The organism is Cerasibacillus terrae, from assembly GCF_008039555.1.
Classification (GTDB): Bacteria; Bacillota; Bacilli; order Bacillales; family Amphibacillaceae; genus Cerasibacillus; species Cerasibacillus terrae.
This window is the reverse complement of the sequence record NZ_VDUW01000002.1, coordinates 230,272-250,739: the sequence shown is the minus strand read 5'-3', so window position 1 is coordinate 250,739 and position 20,468 is coordinate 230,272. Positions and strand designations below refer to the sequence as shown.

17 protein-coding genes are annotated in these 20,468 nt (G+C 36.9%); 4 read left to right on the top strand and 13 right to left on the bottom strand.

Going from position 1 to position 20,468, the window contains the following annotated elements; all coding sequences use genetic code 11:
* Positions 1-34 precede the first annotated feature (34 nt).
* The 4 genes from FHP05_RS04630 to galU form a co-directional block, all read right to left on the bottom strand.
* Positions 35-829 (bottom strand): glycosyltransferase family 2 protein, encoded by a 795-nt coding sequence (locus FHP05_RS04630; RefSeq protein WP_147666072.1) that lies wholly within the window; start codon positions 827-829, stop codon positions 35-37.
* Between the two features lie 18 nt (positions 830-847).
* Entirely contained in the window at positions 848-1,993 is a 1,146-nt protein-coding gene (locus FHP05_RS04625; RefSeq protein WP_147666071.1) for a glycosyltransferase, read from the bottom strand.
* A complete protein-coding gene (locus tag FHP05_RS04620) occupies positions 1,990-3,147 on the bottom strand; it encodes a glycosyltransferase (RefSeq protein ID WP_147666070.1) in 1,158 nt (385 codons plus the stop codon). The genes FHP05_RS04625 and FHP05_RS04620 overlap by 4 nt, the downstream gene beginning before the upstream one ends.
* A gap of 375 nt (positions 3,148-3,522) precedes the next feature.
* Positions 3,523-4,401: a UTP--glucose-1-phosphate uridylyltransferase GalU gene (galU, locus tag FHP05_RS04615; RefSeq protein ID WP_147666069.1), complete on the bottom strand. Its 879-nt coding sequence runs from the start codon at positions 4,399-4,401 to the stop codon at positions 3,523-3,525.
* 211 nt (positions 4,402-4,612) lie between these two features.
* On the opposite strand from galU, the gene FHP05_RS04610 reads away from it, so the two are divergent.
* Positions 4,613-5,926: a nucleotide sugar dehydrogenase gene (locus tag FHP05_RS04610; RefSeq protein WP_147666068.1), complete on the top strand. Its 1,314-nt coding sequence runs from the start codon at positions 4,613-4,615 to the stop codon at positions 5,924-5,926.
* A gap of 863 nt (positions 5,927-6,789) precedes the next feature.
* Here the strand turns inward: FHP05_RS04610 and FHP05_RS04605 are convergent.
* The 5 genes from FHP05_RS04605 to FHP05_RS04585 all read right to left on the bottom strand — a co-directional run bounded on the left by FHP05_RS04605 (position 6,790) and on the right by FHP05_RS04585 (position 11,550).
* A complete protein-coding gene (locus FHP05_RS04605) occupies positions 6,790-7,356 on the bottom strand; it encodes a DUF1404 family protein (RefSeq protein WP_147666067.1) in 567 nt (188 codons plus the stop codon).
* Positions 7,357-7,362: 6 nt separating this feature from the next.
* A complete protein-coding gene (locus tag FHP05_RS04600) occupies positions 7,363-7,995 on the bottom strand; it encodes an SCO family protein (protein ID WP_147666066.1) in 633 nt (210 codons plus the stop codon).
* A complete protein-coding gene (locus FHP05_RS04595) occupies positions 7,976-9,457 on the bottom strand; it encodes a cbb3-type cytochrome c oxidase subunit I (protein WP_147666065.1) in 1,482 nt (493 codons plus the stop codon). The genes FHP05_RS04600 and FHP05_RS04595 overlap by 20 nt, the downstream gene beginning before the upstream one ends.
* Positions 9,458-9,479: 22 nt before the next feature.
* The gene (locus FHP05_RS04590; protein ID WP_147666064.1) at positions 9,480-10,001 is read right to left on the bottom strand and encodes a cupredoxin domain-containing protein; all 522 of its coding nucleotides are present in this window, start codon (positions 9,999-10,001) and stop codon (positions 9,480-9,482) included.
* A gap of 469 nt (positions 10,002-10,470) precedes the next feature.
* Positions 10,471-11,550 (bottom strand): glycosyltransferase family 4 protein, encoded by a 1,080-nt coding sequence (locus FHP05_RS04585; protein WP_147666063.1) that lies wholly within the window; start codon positions 11,548-11,550, stop codon positions 10,471-10,473.
* A gap of 352 nt (positions 11,551-11,902) precedes the next feature.
* Here FHP05_RS04585 and FHP05_RS04580 point away from each other — a divergent pair, with 352 nt between their 5' ends.
* Positions 11,903-12,307: a F0F1 ATP synthase subunit C gene (locus FHP05_RS04580; protein ID WP_147666062.1), complete on the top strand. Its 405-nt coding sequence runs from the start codon at positions 11,903-11,905 to the stop codon at positions 12,305-12,307.
* 286 nt (positions 12,308-12,593) lie between these two features.
* Positions 12,594-14,081 (top strand): glucose-6-phosphate dehydrogenase, encoded by a 1,488-nt coding sequence (zwf, locus tag FHP05_RS04575; protein WP_147666061.1) that lies wholly within the window; start codon positions 12,594-12,596, stop codon positions 14,079-14,081.
* On the opposite strand, the gene FHP05_RS04570 is transcribed toward zwf, so the two are convergent.
* The 3 genes from FHP05_RS04570 to gndA form a co-directional block, all read right to left on the bottom strand.
* Entirely contained in the window at positions 14,034-14,750 is a 717-nt protein-coding gene (locus tag FHP05_RS04570) for a hypothetical protein (RefSeq protein ID WP_147666060.1), read from the bottom strand. The two genes, zwf and FHP05_RS04570, sit on opposite strands and share 48 nt — an antisense overlap.
* 1 nt (position 14,751) lies before the next feature.
* Positions 14,752-14,889: an HNH/ENDO VII family nuclease gene (locus tag FHP05_RS15740; RefSeq protein ID WP_407923422.1), complete on the bottom strand. Its 138-nt coding sequence runs from the start codon at positions 14,887-14,889 to the stop codon at positions 14,752-14,754.
* A gap of 160 nt (positions 14,890-15,049) precedes the next feature.
* Positions 15,050-16,459, bottom strand: a complete 1,410-nt coding sequence (gndA, locus tag FHP05_RS04560) for an NADP-dependent phosphogluconate dehydrogenase (protein WP_147666059.1) — start codon at positions 16,457-16,459, stop codon at positions 15,050-15,052.
* Between the two features lie 446 nt (positions 16,460-16,905).
* On the opposite strand from gndA, the gene FHP05_RS04555 reads away from it, so the two are divergent.
* Complete coding sequence (locus FHP05_RS04555) at positions 16,906-17,331, top strand: universal stress protein (protein ID WP_147666058.1); 426 nt, start codon at positions 16,906-16,908, stop codon at positions 17,329-17,331.
* Positions 17,332-17,393: 62 nt separating this feature from the next.
* Here FHP05_RS04555 and FHP05_RS04550 read toward each other — a convergent pair whose 3' ends face one another.
* Complete coding sequence (locus tag FHP05_RS04550; protein ID WP_147666057.1) at positions 17,394-20,468, bottom strand: efflux RND transporter permease subunit; 3,075 nt, start codon at positions 20,466-20,468, stop codon at positions 17,394-17,396.

Below are 20,468 nucleotides of genomic sequence, written 5' to 3'. Positions count from 1 at the left end.
ACCGCCTAATATCTTTCTTCATCAAGACTGTCTGTTAATCTTTTTTCCTCATAAAATAATATTTAATTAAGCTTTTCACTGATTTAAATGCATAGTTTGTAAAATACCATATACTTTTTAGCAAGCTTTGCTTTTCAATATGGCGATAGACATACCAATTTCTTTTTGCTGCCTTCCATTTATTACTAGAAATGGAGTTCTCAACTAGTCTATACTTTGCCAATGTTTCCGGCATACCGTATGCTAAATGACCATGTTTCATAATTGTTAACCAATACACATAATCCTGACGTGTACGGATGTTCATCATTTTTAAGTTTCCAATTTTCTCGCGGTCTAACATAACCGTTAAACAACCAATCACACATTGTTTCATCAATCCGTCATAATTAATTTCTTTCGGAACATCTGAAACGGCATTGGTCATTGTACCATCTTCCTTCATTCGTTCATAACGAGTAAAAGAAAATGCAATATCATTTTCTTGCATAAATTGAAGTTGTTTAGAAAGCTTCTCTTTTGTCCATAAATCATCACTATCTAAAAAGGCAATGTACCTACCTTTAGCGTGTTCCATCGCCGTATTTCGAGCGACAGCTGCACCGCTATTTTCTTCTAGCTGAATGAATTTAATTCTATCATCCTTTTTTTGATATTGGCGGATTATTTGAACGGTCTGATCTGTAGAACAATCATCTACAATAATCATTTCCCAGTATGGATATGTCTGCTCTAGTACCGATTCAATCGTTTGGCTAATAAACTTCTCCGCATTATACGCTGGTGTAATAACTGATATTAGCGTATTTTGTTTAAATGGTTTCTTCATTTTAGCACAATCCTTCTGTCATTTTAAAATTGTACTGTTTTCCTGTAGTAATTGTTGGTACCATTGAATTAACTTTTTTTCTTCAGATAACCAGTTTAATTCTTGTTGGACTGCCTGCTTTCCATTTTCCCCCATTTGACGTGCTTCTTCTGGATGATCCCGTAAATATCGGATAGCCTTCTCAACAGCTGATGAATCGTATGGGTCAACCGCAATACCACATTTATATTGGTCGATAAATCGTTCCCATACTGGAAAATTAGAGCAAATAATTGGTAATCCAGCATTCATATATTCAAAGAACTTCGTCAGTTCCTTTTTCATGTAGTGGTCTGTAGGTGGAAATAAGGCAACTCCTGCTAACCAGTTATGTTCTACATACATTGCTTCAATTGCTTCTTTTTCAATATATTGGTCAATTCCTTCAATCAATAGCTGTCCTGAACGATTTCCTGCAACAGAATACATTTCTTCTGCCAGGTCTGATGGGCATTTTCCAATAAATTGTACAGATAGGGATTCATCGATTTGCGGAAGCCTTGCATGAATGAGTGCCCCTCTATCTTCAGTTACATTACCAGTATACAATACGGCATTTTTTAATGGCTGATTCTTTCTATCATGCTTAAGAAATTTTTCATTGATTGTTGGGTAGTTTAAAATGCACTTTCCTGTTGGATATATATCTTTATAATATTTTTCCGCAAGACATAGTTCCATCTTTCGTGCAAATATATTTTCCATTGTTTTATACATTTTCGCAAAGACTTTTCGGAAAAATGGTGACATATACTCTTTCTGTAAAATACTCGTGACATAGTCTTCATGAATATCATATATCACCGTATTATTTTTCCTTTTTAATAACCAACCAATTGGTAATAACTCAGGATCATGAAAATGATAGACATCTGCTTTTAATTTCTTTGCCTTCCGATACAAATCAAATGTTCCAAACAACATTCGCTTGATACGATTTTTATATGTTTTTAAAGGAATATGTCGAATAGGTTTTTCCTTTTCCGTTGTTTCCTCATCTTGCTGAGCAATTAAGGTAACATCATATCCCGCACGCTTCAGCGAAAGACATTCCTTATGATATATTCTCGGATCACTTGGATGATGGACGGTTGTCAAATGGACGACCTTTTTCGGAATGGTCATGCTCTTTCATCTCCTGTGATTCGATTTATTTTATGTTTCATTACTTGTAAAAACACCTCTTCGTATTGTTCCACAATTCCATGTGCATCAAAATGTTGCGCACGCTCTTGTCCGCGATGCTTTATTTGCTCACGTTCTTCTTCATCTAATGACAAGATGTTCAACATTTCCTTTGCCAGTGATTCGGAATCACCGACTGGAATCAATCTTCCATATTTTCCGTCTTCCAAAACTTCTACTGCTCCAGGTTTACAGTTAGTAGCCACAACAGGAGTTCCTGCTGCTAAGGCTTCTGCTAACACATGTCCAAACCCTTCATGTATGGACGTTAAAACGAATAAATCGGCCTGTTTAAAATACATATAAGGATTTTGTTGAAAACCTAAGAAGAATACATCTCTCTCAATGGAAAGTTCTTTTGCCAACTGACGTAATTCTTGCTCTAATTTCCCTTCTCCAAGGATAAGGAGTTTTATGTTTGTATCCGTTTTTTCTTTTAAACGTGCAAAGCCTTTTAATAATGTTTGTTGGTCTTTGTCTTTTACAAGCCGACCAGCCGTAATGATTACCTGTGAACTATTTTGGAAAACAGCTGCGTGTTCCTCTGGCATTATTCCTGTTTCTATTTTTTTGTGAATGTTTTCCAAATCTACTGGGTTATAAATAACTTTAATTTTGTTTTCGTTAATCTTATACCGTTTTACAATATTTTCTTTTACCCCATTCGATAATGCAATTACTTTCGATGCAAAACGATATAACCTTCCATATGCGAATAGCTTTACATTTTCCTTTAGACTTCCCCCTAAATATGCTGCTTCTCTAACAATATTCTTTGCCTTTGTAAATGAAAAAAGTCTTGCTAAGATTGCTATTGTATTATAATTAGGGATTGTACTAAACACAATATCTGCTTGTTCTCTGCGAATCACTTTTGCTAAAGGAAATATAGCAGATCGTAATCGCTTTGTATTCAATTTAACTAATTTAATGTCTTTATTTAGGTGTTCTTCATAGTTTCCTTCATAATCTAAGGTAACTAAAACAGGCGTGAACTTCTCACGATTAATATTATTTAAAATATTCAACATCGTTCTCGCAGCTCCACCGGCACCTAATTGATATATAAAAAAGACAATTTTCACTTTCTTCATCGGTTTTTCAACCTTTCCCTTAACAAAAAACAACTTTCCAAAATAACATATACCTAATGGATTATACCATAGCATCATGAATAAATAAATTATCTGAAAAGTAGTGATTAGGAGTGATTTTTAGTTGAATGAGTGTAGTTGGTAGAGTAAAACAGACGGAGGATTTAAATCATATAGCGAGTTTTGGTGAATTTTGATAGGTGACTTCGTAACAAATACATCATAACGGTTTCAAGAATGGAAATTGGTGACCGAAAATGTGAAAAATACTTAAAAATGGATAGTGGGATTGAGATGGATGACAGATATCAAAAAACGGGCAACCAAAACTGCACGATCATTTCACAAATAAATGGATGCCCGATTTCACATTGGTTATTCTTTTCTTAATTTTTCTTCCATATAAATGCGTATATCTTCTTTTAAATCATTTCGATTTAATGCAAAATCAATCGTCGCTTTCACAAAGCCTAACTTATCTCCAATATCATAACGTTTCCCAACGAAATTATATGCTAACATGCGCTCCCGCTTATTTAATTCTTGCAAAGCATCTGTTAATTGTATTTCATTATCTTTTCCTGGTTCTAGATTTTCTAGTATCGAAAATATCTCTGGTGTTAAAATATACCGTCCCATAATGGCTAAATTAGATGGTGCTTGTTCCACTGGTGGCTTTTCAATGAGTGATTCGATTTCTCGAATTGGTGCGTTTTTATCTGAGTCATCGACAGGGTTAATAATTCCATATTTCGATACATCATGTTTTGGAACAGTGTGAACACCGATAACGGAAGATTCATATTCTTCATAGACGTTAACCAGCTGTTTTAAACATGGCTCTTCTGATACAACAATATCATCCCCTAGTAAAACAGCAAATGGTTCTTCACCAATAAAACTGTGGGCACAAAGAATAGCATGTCCTAATCCTTTTGGTTCTTTTTGTCTAATATAGTGAATATTCGCTAGGTTAGAGATTTCCTGGACCATTTCTAGTTGTTCTTTTTTTCCTTTTTGGGCTAGTTTTTCTTCTAATTCATAAGATGTATCAAAATGGTCTTCGATTGCTCGTTTTCCTCTTCCAGATATAATAATAATATCCTCTATACCAGTTCGAACCGCTTCTTCTACAATATATTGAATGGTTGGTTTGTCAACAATCGGTAACATTTCTTTTGGTTGCGCTTTTGTTGCTGGAAGAAAGCGAGTACCTAATCCAGCAGCCGGAATAATTGCTTTACGTACTTTCATTATGCAAATCCCCTTTATGCTTATTCAAACACTTACTTGTAATTTTATCACATGGGTTATATGTATCCAATTTTTTAATGTCTCTTGGGTTTATTAACATAAATGTTGAATGATTGTAATATATTTCACCATTAAATTACTATACAAGTTGTTCATATAGGGGTATATTGTTCTATAGAAATGAATTTTATTTTATAAAGGTGGAAAAATCATGAGCTTATATGAAAAACTACTTGCAAAAGAAGAAAAAATTGCTGTTATTGGATTAGGTTATGTCGGACTTCCTGTAGCAGTTGAATTTGCAAAGAAATATGATGTCATTGGCTTTGATATAAATGAAGAAAAATTAGATAAATACAGAAGTGGTATAGATGTTACCGATGAAGTAGGAGACGAAGCTATCCAACAAACAACCATGACATTTACTAGTGATGAAAAAGATTTACAGAAATGTAAATTCCATATTGTATCAGTACCTACCCCCATTAATTTGGATAAAACACCAAATCTTGCTCCGATTATTAATGCAAGTAAATCCATTGCTCGGAATTTAACAAAAGGATCGATTGTCGTATATGAGTCAACCGTTTACCCTGGTACAACAGAAGAAATCTGTATCCCCATCTTAGAAGAAGTATCTGGTTTAACATTTGGTGAAGACTTTAAAGTCGGCTATTCGCCTGAACGCATTAATCCAGGTGATAAAGTAAATACATTAACGAAAATTATAAAAGTTGTTTCCGGATCTGATGAGGAAGCATTACGGGAAGTATCGAGTATTTACGGTGCTATTATTGAAGCAGGAGTACATGAGGCAGAATCCATTAAGGTAGCAGAAGCATCGAAGGTTATTGAAAACTCCCAGCGTGATATTAACATTGCTTTCATGAATGAACTCGCCATGGTCTTTAATAAGATGGATATTGATACAAATGCTGTACTTGAGGCAGCTTCAACTAAATGGAATTTCTTAAAATTCACTCCAGGCTTAGTAGGTGGTCACTGTATCGGTGTAGACCCTTACTATTTCACGTATAAAGCAGAACAATTAGGGTATCATTCCCAAATTATACTTGCTGGAAGAAAAGTGAATGATGATATGGGAAAATACGTTGCAAAAAATGTAATTAAACAAATGATCCAAGCAAAACAAGAGCTCACCAATGCTAAAATCGGTGTCCTCGGACTTACCTTTAAAGAAAACGTAGCAGATGTCAGAAATACAAAAGTCACAGATATCATTACAGAGTTAGAAGATTATGGATTAGACGTACTTGTTCATGATCCAATTGCAGAAGCAGACACTGTTTATCGTGAGTATGGCATTGAACTTGTTGATGAAGCACAATTAAAAAATTTAGACTGTCTCGTCCTAGCAGTTCCTCATGATGTTTTCAAAGAGAAATATACACTAGATGTCGTTGACACACTGTACAAAAATGATAAAAAAGTATTAGTGGATATTCGCGGCATATTTGACAGACAACAAGCAGAGGAAATAGGTATCCAATATTGGAACCTATAAATAAAATGTACTTCCATTAGTGGAAGCTTTACAGCCAGTAAACCTTTGACAAACCCGATAAATGAATGAAAGCAGAACACTCTATTCAGTGTCCTGCTTTTTTTATTCATCATCTATTTGATGAGTGACCTTTCTTGCCTATTTCACATGTAGTTGGGCTCTGACAACAACGATGAACGACCGTTCTACTCAATTCCACACGCAATCGGGATCTGATAACAGTGATGAGCGACCTTTCTACTCAATCCCACACGCAATCGGGCTCTGACAACACCGATGAACGACCGTTCTACCCAATCCAGCATGCAATCGGGCTCTGATAACACCGATGAACGACCATTCTACTCAATCCCACACGCAATCGGGATCTGATAACACCGATGAGCGACCGTTCTCTCCAATCCCGCATGCAATCGGGATCTGATAACAACGATGAGCGACCAGTCTCTCCAATCCTACATGCAATCGGGATCTGACAACAGCGATGAACGACCATTCTACACAATTCCACACGCAATCGGGCTCTGACAACACCGATGAGCGACCTTTCTACTCAATCCCACACGCAATCGGGCTCTGACAGCAGCGATGAACGACCGTTCTACCCAATCCAGCATCCAATCGGGCTCTGATAACACCGATGAACGACCATTCTACTCAATCCCACACGCAATCAGGCTCTGACAACACCGATGAACGACCGTTCTACCCAATCCAGCATCCAATCGGGCTCTGACAACACCGATGAGCAACCGTTCTCTGAAAAATCAGTTCAAAATCGTACGTCATTGGCCAAATACCTCACTATCCACATAAAAAAACAGAGGAATTAATTATATTTAAATTCCCCTGCTTTCTTTTCCTCATATTTGGTTGACATTTGACTTTGTTCCACTTATAAAGCATTTTTGAAGCACATACACTATCATGATTCCCGTTATTACTACAAAGCCCCAACCTAACATTTGCTGTTCGATTTCCAAATAATTATTACAAATTTGCACGGGAGAATCGATATAGAACCAGCCCATCAAACCGAACATGGATAAATAATTCAGAAACACAAAGCTTCTCCCGATAATTGTTAATTTACGCCAACTATTTCTAAGCAAAATTCCGACGAGCGGAAGGCTAATGAATTTAAATAGTTCAATATGCCAAATGGTTAATGATTCGTCCATTGCTCTTGGGAACATCCAATATGTGGTAATAAAGATGACTAGAATGATCCCTGCTATTCCATTCGCATCCCATTTCAGGAAGTGATAAGGCCATCGTTCCAGCACCCATTCCCCAATCAGCCAGCCAGCTAGGATTAACAAAGGAAATTGAATCAGCATATGCACAAGCATGATTGACTCCATATAAGTTGTAATTGGAGGGATAATTAAAATGACGTACAACAAAATTCCAAGTTTTGTCTGTTTCATTAAAACTCACTCTCCCGCTTCTTTTTCTAATACGGATACAACTGTTTGTGCTGCTTCATCAACTTTTTCATAATCCATTACTTTCTCTAAATAACCTTTTCTATTTACTAAATAAAATGCTGAATTGTGCTGGAAATGTCCATTTCCTTCAGGGATTACGATGACACCGAACTTTTTCAGTAGATTATCTAATTCTGTTTGATTAGGAATTCTGGCCATTCGCCATGTCTCTCCATCACTGCCAAAGCTTTTTCGGTAATTTTCCAATACAGCTGGTTTATCGTGCTTTGTGTCAAAGCTAATACTTAAAAATACGATGTCTTCCCCAATATATTTCTCAGGAATTTGATCATAAACTTCTGCAAAATTCATTTCTAATACGGGACATACATCTGTACATGCCGTATAGAAAAAGGTGATGAGCACATATTTATCTTCAAATTCGCTAAAAGGATACACTCTTTCCTTGTTGTCCTCTAACATAACTCTAGGAAAAAGCGGTTTTTCCTGATGCAATTGATAGGTTCTAGCACTTTCTTCTGTAAAAGCATGAAATCCATCTGTTCCAAAATAAATGAGTAAAGAACCAAGAACAATCGCTAAGATAATTGCTACTACATTACGCCAGTTTTTTATCATAATAATCGCTTCCGATATTTCCTTTATTCCTTACAGATATATATCGAATAAAATGGATAACGAATATTGTAATAGCTATTACTACTAAAATCCCTGCTACTGCACCGAACTGTGCTGGACCCATCCATTCTGGTAAATGGGTTGCAAAGCGGCGTGGTGTACTGATAGCACCTGAGGTTAAGAATGAACCACTGACACCGATTAATCCGAACATATACATGAAAAATGCTGTTTTATCTACCATCGTTTCCTTCAAACCATTATCATTTTTGGCTAAGAAATACATGAATGAGAATGTCATCGCAATAACTCCTAGTCCCATATACATGTGGAAATGTCCTGGAACCCATTTCGTATTATGCATGACGTGGTTAACAACGATTGCAGAGTCAACAATTGCTGGGATTACACCAATGGTCCAACCAAGCATCGATAAATATGCGAGGCCAGAAGCCATATCCCATTTAATACCAGATTTATAGACAATCATTAATGCACCATAGGCCGTTACGACAAGTACAGGTAGTCCGTTTGCATAGGATAATACTTGCCCCATAATTAACATCCATCGTGGCATAACAGAGTCCATTAATAGATGGTGCGGATATACGAGAAGTGTAAAAAACGTTGACATCGTCCAAAAGACTAGGAACACACGACTGGAATTCCACGGTCTTTTCGTATAACGTGCTAGTAGTTCATACACAACAATTACACCCATATAAATCGTCGCATTTGCGAAAATATGTCCAAATGCATACGTTAAATTCTTCGCTAAGAGTGGATTAAATGTAAAAGCTGGATTAATCACATTGATGATATTCATAATTAATACAGTCGAACCGGAAAGCAGTGCTGTCGTATTGACAATCGTAACCATTGTACTTGCGACAACAGCAGGTGGTGGTGCGTCTTTTTCTGCCTTTTTCCCGATGATGACATCCCAGCCTAATCCTTTTCCAAGGCTACCATATTTCTTTATAATTGCCCGCCCACTATCGATAAATAATAATAGAAAACCAACACCCATTACTAGCATACCAATGAGGTAGAACAGTGCCCCAATTGTACCCCATGCGCTAGCTGATAACGCTGGTAGCGGATACAAAAATGTCCACGCTCCTGCATATTCAAATGAAAACGTACCAACCGTTACCATGACAGCAGCGATAATAAATAATACTAAATTTATCTTTAGTATTTTCTTAGATAATTCTACATAATGACTTAAAAAGTACCACATAATTGCTGTTGCTGCTAAGGCTGCAGCTCCGATCATGAATGTTCCATGAATCGTTAGAAATTGATAGAATGTTGCTGGCATTGCCTCTATCATGCCACCTTGAACTAACAGCATGATAATCCCAAAAATCATTCCTACTATAACTGTAAGGCCCGTTACAACCATTTGTGTAACTATTAAGTTATTTCGCGATTTTAATCGAACCATCATTTCGCTCATCATCTACACTCCCATCTTTATATTATTTGACCACTAGCTCTGCCACCATTTGATGGTGTGCTAATCCACAATATTCTAAACATAAAATTTCATATGTTCCTGGCTCATCAAATGTGATATACACTTTATTGGTATAATCTGGCATTGCTTGGGTCTGAGCGATTATCTCCATATCTTCATCATAAATTCCGAATCCATGGTTTACGTCCTGACTTGTTACATGAAACTCCACAGGCTCTCCAACTTTAAATTCTGTTTCTGTAATATTCCAGCCAAATTGAAAGGCTTCTACATCAACAATCGTTGGTTCCTCCCCTTCGCTATAAACAGGTTGATTGAAAGGTATTAAGCGAAGCGTGTACAATGAAACTCCAATAATAAGAATAACTAAAATAGCGCCATAAAATGTTCGTGCTTTGTACCACTTTTTCACAATTGGTTCATATTCTCTCTTCTCTTTTGATTTGATTGCGACTACTAAGAAAACAGCTGCGATTAACAACATAAACACAAGACTCGTTATCCAAGCCACCATTTGTACCATGGTTTAGCCTCCTTCATAAGTTTAAAATGGAAACTTTCCCATTCATTATATATTTCTTTCGATTTATATTTAGTGAGTTACATCACAATATCTGAATATTTATTTTATTATGATTTTCACCTTTGTTACCTTGTTAATAATGTAAAATAGGGAAAAAGAGGCTTTTTATTAGAATTGATGTTTGAAAGTGTTAAAAAAGGATCAGTTTTACTATCCTTTAGTAGATGTTTCAAAAAATAAAAAAATGTGAGTTCTAAAAAGACGTGTCAGAACTCACATAATTCATCAACCACACACCTACCAACCCACACAAAAAGTAGGAGATTTTTAGAAAACCCCCTGCTTTTTTCTTCATATTTCGTTGGCTTGAGATTCAGTTCCACTCATAAAAGTTATTCAAAGCACATGCATGTCTATCCATGCTGTAATAACCTAAACTCGTTCATGCAAACAAGTTTACGAACATTCCTTAACTTCCCCGATGTTTTTCCCTCTTAAATAAACCTTTTATAAAATCAAGGACAGGTCTTTTTCCATTTCTGACGAGACCAGCAATCTCGGCGATGATATGCAGCAATATAAGTACAAAAATAGTTATGATAAGGGATGTCGTAATACTTGCATTAGAGAAAACAATAGCTAATAAACCGAATAAGAAACTAAAACCATATAAAATAAGGACGGTTGCCCTGTGACTATATCCGGAGTGAATCATTCGATAATGAATGTGCTTGTTATCAGCCATTGCGATACTTTCTTTATTACGAATGCGGCGGATAATGGCAAGAAATGTGTCGAAAATGGGAACAGCAAGAACAATAACAGGGATGATAAAGCTGAATAGGGCAATATTTTTAAATAACCCAAGAATGGATACAACAGCAATCATAAATCCGAGAAAATTCGAGCCTGTATCACCCATATAAATTTTTGCGGGATAGAAATTATGATATAAAAAGCCAAGATTTGCACCGATTAACACAATACATAAAAACGCTGCAATCATTTGTGCATCGATAATCGCCATAATAAACATACTGATTAAGGCAATCGTTGTAACTCCTGTAGCTAAACCGTCCAACCCATCGATTAAATTAATGGCATTTGTTATACCGACAATCCACAGTACCGTAATGAGAACACTTGCAAAGCCAAGTTCTACGACACCGATAAAAGGTAAGGTGATTTTTTCAATAATCATTCCCGATGAAATTAAAAAAGATGCAGCAATCAGCTGACCTGTCAATTTAATGATGGGACGAATGGTATACTTATCATCCAACATTCCTGTAAGGACGATAACAAAGGAGCCAGCAATAATTTCTGGCATATGTTCATGTTCTGGCCATAGAAAAACAAGCCCTAACATAAATCCAAGATATATTGCTAGTCCACCTAATCTCGGAGTGACTTCCTTATGAATCTTCCGGTGATTCGGAAAGTCCACTGCTCGAATTTTAATGGCGAATTTCTTGACCGGATATGTTAATAAAAATGTTGATCCAAGTGCTATAAAAAACGCAATCAACATATCATTTATGTAATCCATATATATTCTCCTAAACAATGGTGACAAATATTATGTATAGTGGCTAATATTGTTCGTAATACAATTCACTAATCAGAAAAAAGTCAGTCTAATCTTACTCATAAAAATCATTCAAATTATATCAAATGATGGAATGAATTAGCAAATAATCGAGAAATTCCTCGAGAAAAGAGGATTTGATTAAATGAAACAACAGTCCGTGAAAAGTCATACAGCCAGTTAACCTGCGATAATAAATAGGGGGCATTAGAAGTAATTTGAATTTTTGTAAATTCTATTGAGGATGGCCCTTGACTATGGTAAAATAACGTGAACATTCTTTAAGGAAAATATGGGGAAGGAATGAATGTTGATGGCAGCTTATTTTTTCATGTTTGCAACGATTATCGCTGTTTTAGCTATTGCTTTTATATTTAAAATATATGCGGATAAAATAAAAGCCAATCCAGAGGGCATCAGTCAATACCAAACACGATTTTTCATTTGGGTTGCACTGAGTGAGGCATTCCCGATTTTACTTGTTGTATTAGGGATGATGAATCAGGAAAAAGTAGGAGAAGCTGGGGAACTTATGATTCCTGCACTGATTATTATCATATTTATGGCGTTTTCTCTCTTTTTCATCTTCCTGCAAACAATGGTTGATGTAAATGAAGATTTAAAGGAAAAATTCCGGACTTTTGCAATGATTGGTGTTTCACTTTCCATGTCCATTCCAATCATCTCTGGTGTCGGCCTACTATTAATGTTACCGTGATTAAAATACTAAAAAAAGACAAATGAAATCATCATTGGTTTCATTTGTCTTTTTTATGGATAGTTAGTGGCTTTAAGAACCCTTGCCATGAGAAAATTTTCGTCTATAATAGGATAAGGATTTAGATATCCCATATTTGATTGGAATTAATCGTTTTTATCAATTGGGACATGCTAATGCTATAAAAGGAAGTTTTCAAAAATGAATCTTTTATTTATGCATTTTTAACTACATTCCATTAAGATAGAACAGGACACGAAATTACATATTATGAGAGGGTTTAAATATGGAAAAACAACAAGAACCAAAAGCAGTCATCGTGATATTCGGAGCTACAGGGGATCTTGCGATGCGTAAGCTATTCCCTTCGATTTATAATTTATATTATAACGGACAAATTGATGAAAATGTTGCTGTCGTTGGTGCAGCTCGGAAACCGTGGGATAACGAGACTTTCCGCGAACATGTGAAGAAATCTTTAATGAACAAGGTGGATTCTGAAGAAGAGATTCCAGATTCCTTCTTATCGCGGTTCTTTTATGAGTCAGTGGATGTAACAGAACCGTCATCTTATCAAAATTTGCAGCATTTAATTACAACATTAGAAGAAACATATGAAACAGATGGAAACCGAATGTTCTATTTAGCAATGGCACCGGAGTTTTTCGGAACGATTGCCCAAAACCTACAGGCGTATGGGTTAAAAGATGGACAAGGTTGGACAAGGCTTGTCATTGAAAAACCTTTCGGACATGATTTACCATCCGCTCAAAAGCTAAATAATCAAGTTCGGGAAGCATTTGATGAGGAACAAATTTATCGGATTGACCATTACCTAGGCAAAGAAATGGTGCAAAATATTGAAGTAATCCGCTTTGCTAATGGGATATTCGGACATTTGTGGAACAACCAATATATTTCCAATATCCAAATTACCTCCAGCGAATCACTTGGTGTGGAAGAACGATTCCACTTTTATAATCAATCTGGGGCTGTACGTGACATGGTCCAAAATCATATGTTACAGATGTTAGCATTACTTGCCATGGAACCACCAATTAAGCTAGAGACAGATGAAGTTCGTTCAGAAAAAATTAAAGTCTTTCGTGCCATGCGCCCAATTAAACCAGAAAAGGTGGATCAATATTTCATCCGTGGCCAATATGGGGCTGGTGAAATTGATGGAAATCCTGTTAAAAGCTATCAAGAGGAACATGAAGCATTAGAAAGTTCTAATACAGAAACATTTGTCGCTGGAAAAATTTTAATTGATAATTACCGCTGGGCCGGTGTTCCTTTTTATATTCGAACTGGAAAACGAATGGCTGAAAAAGCAGCAAAAATTGTTGTGGAATTTAAAAATATGCCAATGAATTTATATTATGATGAAAAAGACTATCAACAACCAAACCTACTCGTTATTAATGTTCAGCCCGAAGAAGGGGTCACCCTACATCTGAACGCAAAGAGTAATCAACCTGGAATCCAGGCAGAACCAATCAAATTATCTTATTCCTATAATTGTAAGGAAAGAATAAGTGCTCCCGAAGCATACGAAAAATTATTATTAGACTGCATGCTTGGTGATGCAACGAATTTCACCCACTGGGATGAAGTTGCCCTATCTTGGAAATTCATCGACTCCATTATCGAAGGTTGGAAAATGCAAAAACCTGATTTTCCTAACTATAAAGCAGGATCAAAAGGACCTGAAGCCGCCAATCAACTATTGGAAAAAGACGGCTTCCATTGGTGGCCTATTAAAGATATTTAAAGAAATGAGCCTCTCTCCTACATTGGAGGGAAGCTCATTTTTAAATGATTGGGATGTTGGTCGCGAATCCCGATATATTCGCTTGAATCCCGATATATCCGCTTGAATCCCGATATATTCGTCTGAATACCGATATATCCGCTTGAATCCCGATATATCCGCTTGAATCCCGATATATCCGCTTGAATACCGATATATCCGCTTGAATACCGATATATCCGCTTGAATACCGATATATTTCCCTGAATACCGATATATCCGCCCGAATACCGATATATACGCTTGAATACCGATATATTCGCTTGAATCCCGATATATTCGCTTGAATACCGATATATTCGCTTGAATACCGATATATCCGCTTGAATCCCGATATATTCGTCTGAATACCGATATATTCGTCTGAATACCGATATATTCGTCTGAATACCGATATATTCGCTTGAATACCGATATATTCGCTTGAATCCCGATATATCCGCTTGAATCCCGATATATCCGCTTGAATCCCGATATATCCGCTTGAATCCCGATATATTCGTCTGAATCCCGATATATTCGTCTGAATCCCGATATATCCGCTTGAATCCCGATATATTGCTCCGAATCCCGATATCCGAGCCCGAATCCCGATATCCGAGCCCGAATCCCGATATATACATGGATCACCTCATTCTAGATTATTTGAACGCCATTTCCAATACTTCCTTCTAAAGTTGTTGAATTGTTTATCTGAAACTTTATTATTTTTAGGCGAGGGAGTATTCTGAGATAATATAGAGGAATGTATAACTTGAGGGTATTTCAATTTATAGTTAGTAATGAAAAATATTTCTACCAACAGATAGTCATTTACATCATAAAAATATCGAGGAGGTTAATCTTTAGAGTGATTTACCTCCTCGAACACTATAGACATGGATATCGTCCTTAATTCGTAATGTATTATTGGTTAGTAATAAAGTCCATTATTTCAACCATTCTGTATGGAATGATCCTTCTTTATCCAACCGTTCATAAGTGTGGGCACCGAAATAGTCACGTTGTGCTTGTAACAAATTAGCCGGTAATCTTTCGGAACGATAACTGTCATAATAAGATAATGCTGCGGTAAATCCTGGAACAGGGATCCCATTTTGAATGGCGATTGTGATTACTTTTCGTAAGGATGCTTGGTATTTCTCAACAATCCCTTTGAAATATGTGTCCAATAATAAGTTTGGTAACTCTGGGTCACGTTCATAGGCATCTTTTATCTTTTGTAAGAATGCTGCGCGAATTATACAACCACCACGGAAAATCATCGCAATGTTGCCGTAATCTAAATCCCAATCATACTCTTCAGATGCTGCTCGCATTTGGGCAAATCCTTGTGCATAGGAGCAAATTTTACTCATATACAAAGCTTCGCGGACCGCTTCAACAAACTCAGTTCGGTCTCCTTCAAATGGTATCACTTCGGGACCTGATAGCATTTTACTTGCAGAAATTCGCTCTTCTTTCATCGCAGAAATAAAGCGTGCGAAAACAGACTCTGTAATAATCGGAAGTGGAATCCCTAAGTTTAGGGCACTAATGCTTGTCCATTTCCCAGTTCCTTTTTGTCCTGCTTTATCTAAAATCACATCAATAATTGGTTTTCCAGTTTCATCATCTATTTTTGTGAAAATATCTGCTGTGATTTCAATTAAGTAACTATCTAATTCACCTTTATTCCATTCGCTGAACACTTCATGTAAATCCTTTGCATCCATGCCTAATACATGTTTCATAATAAAATACGCTTCAGAAATGAGCTGCATGTCACCATATTCGATTCCATTATGTACGGTTTTCACATAATGTCCTGCACCATCTGGGCCAATGTATGTTGTACATGGTTCACCGTCCACTTTAGCAGAAATTGCTTCTAACATTGGTTTCACAAGGGCATGTGCTTCTATTTGACCACCAGGCATTAAGGACGGGCCATATAGTGCTCCCTCTTCTCCACCAGAAACCCCTGTTCCGATAAAATGAATCCCTAATTCACTTAACTCTTTGTTACGGCGTCTCGTATCTTCAAAGTTTGCATTTCCACCGTCAATTAAAATATCGTCTTTTTCTAGATGTGGGATGAGTTGTTCAATCATGCCATCTGTCGGGGCTCCAGCTTTTACCATCAGCATGATTTTACGTGGTTTTTCCAGAGAATCGATAAACTCCTCGATACTATATGCTGCAACAACATTTTTATCTGTTGCTTCTTCCATCATTTGATCTGTTTTTTCACGGGAACGGTTATAAACAGCAACAGAAAAACCTTTTGACTCCATATTAAATGCTAGGTTTTTCCCCATTACTGCAAGACCGATTACACCTATTTGTTGTTTTGTCATTCTAATATTCGTCCTTTCCAAAGTATGTTCCTATTATGTATCATTTTGCTTTGAATAACCATCGAAAATGACTTGTCTTGCACATTATAACAAGAAAAAATTGATTTAGGAAATATGGGAGATATTAGATTTATGAGGATTCAGCCAAGATGTCCGCTTGCGGCTGAGGAGGAATGGGTTGAGTCCGGGGGATCTACGTTTGGAACCCCGCGATCTGCGATTACACCCCTGGGGTGTGCGCTTGGTGCCTTGCAATCTGCGGTTACATCTGCGCTGAACCTCCGTGGTGTGTGTGCCAATCCCTGGGACGTGCGCTGAACCTCCGTGGTGTGTGTTCCAATCCATGAGATGTGCGCTCTTGTACATGTTTATACAGGACTTTTTTCATGGGGCTTGGTAAACTAAATATAGAAACAGTGCTTGCTATTAGGGAAGGGGAAATAATTATGGAAAATATTATGGTCGTACCAATCGATGATTCTACATTTTCTCATGATGCATTACGATTTGCACTAACACTTGCGAAGGATACAAAATCGAAAATTATCATTCTAAATGTGCAACCAAATATGCAAACTGCAAATGTACAGCGATTCTTTAATAAGGATGAAATTACCGCATATGCACATGAATTAGGGAAGGAAGTTTTAGATAAAACAGAAGACATAACTAAAGACACTTCTGTTCCAATCGAAAAAGTCATCCGAATTGGTTCTCCTAAACAAGAAATTTGTGATTTAGCTCGTGAACAAAATGCCCGTTGTATTGTGATGGGTTCAAGAGGTAGAGGCTTTATCAAAGGAGCGGTTCTTGGTAGTGTTAGTTATGGTGTATTACAAGTTGCACCATGCCCTGTAACAATCGTTCCTTGATGAGCTTATCAATAACAAATTAAAAAACTCCTACCTGTCATATGCCAGGTAGGAGTTTCTTCTTATGCTTCTTTTTTCTTTTTATTTCTTCTTGTTAACTTAGCTGTTAGGTCGTCAAAATACGTATAAACGACCGGGATGAGTAAGAGCGTGAAAATACTGGAGACAGCAAGCCCAAAAATAATAGTGATAGCTAATGGTTGCTGCATTTCTGCTCCTTCTCCTAAGGCTAGACCAACTGGAATCATTCCGACAATCGTTGTTAAGGTTGTCATCAAGATTGGACGTAATCTGTTCTTACCTGCTTCAATAATTGCCTCATATCGCTCGATTCCTCGCCGCCTTAAAATATTAATATAGTCAACAAGAACAATTGAGTTGTTTACAACAATCCCAGCAAGCATGATAATTCCAATGAATCCTGGAATACTTAGTGGGATATTCGTAATAAATAATCCACCTAACACACCAACAATCATCGTTGGCATAGAGAACATAATGATAAATGGAAATAGGAAGTTTTCAAATTGAATGGCCATCACTGCATACACAAGAAAGATAGAGAATACTAAAGCGAGCGCCAAATCTGTAAATGATTTAGCCATATCTTCTGCCTGACCTCCCATGGAATAGCTATACCCTTCTGGAAAGCTTTTTTCCATTTCGGTAAGGACCTTCTCCACATCTTGGACAACACTTCCTAAATCACGATCCACAATATCACTTGTAATATTCATTTGTGGTTGTTGATTTTCACGAAGTAAGGAAACAGGGCCTTGCATTTCCTTGAATTCAACTACTTCCTCTAAAGGAAAAGATGTTCCCTCTTGATTTGTTATTTTCATATCTTGTAAATCATGAATAGTGCTGCGTTCATTTTCTGGATAAAGTAATGTTACATCCATTTCCTGGCCATCTTCACGGTATTTCGTTGCGATTTGACCTGTAAATTGCATTTGCACTTGCCCGAGTACATCATCTTGTGATAATCCGTGTAATGCTGCCTTTTCTTTATCAACGGTAATTTGCATTTGCGGTACTGCCTCAGATGCCGCTGTTTCTGGGTTATGAATTCCCTCTACCTCAGAAATTCCATGAGCAATATCTTCTGACAGATCTCGTAATACATCATGTTCTGGTCCGTTTATTTGAATAGCAATCGGTTCCCCCATACTCATGTCTTGACTTTCACTAACACGAATATCTGCACCGACAATATCTTTTACATCTTCATTGATTTCTTTTACGATTTCAGTTGTTGTTTTTTCTCTTTCAGCAGATGGCACCAGTTGCATCATGAAGGATGCGGTATTTCCACTAGATCCCATTGTCGCCATTCCACCTGAACCAACATTGACATAGTTAGTTTCAATATCCTTTTCATATTTTTCAAGTTTTTCATGGACTTCGTCAACAATAGATTGTGTATATTCTAATGAACTTCCTGCCGATGTTTCTACACGAACTTCCATTTGGCCTTCATCTGCTTGAGGGATAAATTCAGCACCAATAAATGGAATTAATGCTAAACTCCCGACAATTGCTAGAATCGTAACAAAAACAGTTGTTTTTCGGTATTTCAAAACCTTTTTTAGTGCATTTCCATAACCATTGTTTAAGCGTTCTATAAAGCGATTAAACCAATATCTTCTGCCATGGTCCTCCATTGCTTTGGCAAGTAATTTCGATGATAACATTGGCACAAGTGTAACAGCCACAACAAGTGATGCGATTAATGAAAAGGAAACTGTCAAAGCAAGTGGTGTAAATAAATCAGATGCGATTCCTTCCACATATACAATTGGTAAAAATACAACCAATGTCGTAGTTGTCGAAGCAATAACCGCTGGTGCAAGCTCTGACGCACCTTTTGTAGCTGATTCAAATAGACTGTAGCCACGTTGACGGTAACTATAAATATTTTCCAAAATAACGATGGAGCTATCTACCATCATTCCAAGTCCAAGCGCCAATCCACCTAATGTTAAAATATTTAGTGTCTGACCAGTAAAATACATCAGAGCAAATGTGGATATAACGGCAATTGGAATAGAGAGACCAATAACAATAGTTGCTCGTATACTCTTTAAAAATAAGAGTAGAACAAAGACAGAGATGATTCCTCCAATTAAGATATTTTTCACGACTGAGTCAATCGATAGTTTAATAAATTCAGATGTATCAATCACAACATCTAAATTCGCATCTTTTGGAAGTTTCTCGTTCATTTCATCTATACCTTCAAGGACCTGATCGGCAACTTTCACTGTGTTGGCATCTGTCTTTTTCATAATGGATAAGACGACTGCCGACTCACCGTTCACTAATGTTTCCGATGTCGCTTCTTTATAGGTATCTTTTACTTCGGCAATATCTTCTACATGGATGGTTGATCCTTGTGGTGTTTGGATAACTGTATCCTTAATATCATTTAATGATTCATATTCTCCTACAACACGAAGCTGTAAATCTTTATTTCCTTTTTCAACCGTCCCAACGGATGCCGATTGATTCTGGCTATTTAATGCCTGCATGACTAACTGTGAATTTACACCATATTGTTGTAATTTCGCTTGATCTAAAATAAGCTGAATTTCACGTTCTTTTGCACCTTCAATCGTGACAGATGCTACTCCTTCTTGTCTTTCAAAAAATGGAACAAGTTGATTCTCTGCCAGTTCTGTCATCACTGCAGCATCTTTACCTGTTAAACTAAGCCAAACAACAGGCATTTGGTCCGGACTAAACCGCATAATATTCGGGTCACCAGCTGTTTCTGGTAACATTCCCTTCACCTGGTCAACTCGCTCTCTAACATCAAGCAATGCTTGGTCTAAATCAACCCCATTGTTGAACATCATAAGGACTAATGATGATCCTGCTTGTGATTGCGATTGGATGGTATTAATCCCTTCAACAGAACTAATCGATGATTCAATCGGTTGACTGATTAAATTCTCTACTTCCTGTGGTGCAGCATCCTCATATGTCGTCGCCACAACAGCTACTGGTAAATCAATTTTGGGAAATAAGTCAATGACTAAACTACGTGCAGATACAACCCCTAGCGCGACGATGGCAAGAACAATCATAATGACGCCGACAGGTCTTTTGACAGATGTATTAACGATTTTCAA

What these genes read in the sequence shown, in the direction of transcription:
- FHP05_RS04630 (WP_147666072.1), bottom strand. Translation starts at nt 829, where the DNA reads ATGAAGAAACCATTTAAACAAAATACGCTAATATCAGTTATTACACCA.
- FHP05_RS04605 (WP_147666067.1), bottom strand. Translation starts at nt 7,356, where the DNA reads ATGAAACAGACAAAACTTGGAATTTTGTTGTACGTCATTTTAATTATC.
- zwf (WP_147666061.1), top strand. Translation starts at nt 12,594, where the DNA reads ATGGAAAAACAACAAGAACCAAAAGCAGTCATCGTGATATTCGGAGCT.
- FHP05_RS04580 (WP_147666062.1), top strand. Translation starts at nt 11,903, where the DNA reads ATGGCAGCTTATTTTTTCATGTTTGCAACGATTATCGCTGTTTTAGCT.
- galU (WP_147666069.1), bottom strand. Translation starts at nt 4,401, where the DNA reads ATGAAAGTACGTAAAGCAATTATTCCGGCTGCTGGATTAGGTACTCGC.
- FHP05_RS04620 (WP_147666070.1), bottom strand. Translation starts at nt 3,147, where the DNA reads ATGAAGAAAGTGAAAATTGTCTTTTTTATATATCAATTAGGTGCCGGT.
- FHP05_RS04600 (WP_147666066.1), bottom strand. Translation starts at nt 7,995, where the DNA reads ATGATAAAAAACTGGCGTAATGTAGTAGCAATTATCTTAGCGATTGTT.
- gndA (WP_147666059.1), bottom strand. Translation starts at nt 16,459, where the DNA reads ATGACAAAACAACAAATAGGTGTAATCGGTCTTGCAGTAATGGGGAAA.
- FHP05_RS04625 (WP_147666071.1), bottom strand. Translation starts at nt 1,993, where the DNA reads ATGACCATTCCGAAAAAGGTCGTCCATTTGACAACCGTCCATCATCCA.
- FHP05_RS04590 (WP_147666064.1), bottom strand. Translation starts at nt 10,001, where the DNA reads ATGGTACAAATGGTGGCTTGGATAACGAGTCTTGTGTTTATGTTGTTA.
- FHP05_RS04585 (WP_147666063.1), bottom strand. Translation starts at nt 11,550, where the DNA reads ATGGATTACATAAATGATATGTTGATTGCGTTTTTTATAGCACTTGGA.
- FHP05_RS04610 (WP_147666068.1), top strand. Translation starts at nt 4,613, where the DNA reads ATGAGCTTATATGAAAAACTACTTGCAAAAGAAGAAAAAATTGCTGTT.
- FHP05_RS04555 (WP_147666058.1), top strand. Translation starts at nt 16,906, where the DNA reads ATGGAAAATATTATGGTCGTACCAATCGATGATTCTACATTTTCTCAT.
- FHP05_RS04595 (WP_147666065.1), bottom strand. Translation starts at nt 9,457, where the DNA reads ATGAGCGAAATGATGGTTCGATTAAAATCGCGAAATAACTTAATAGTT.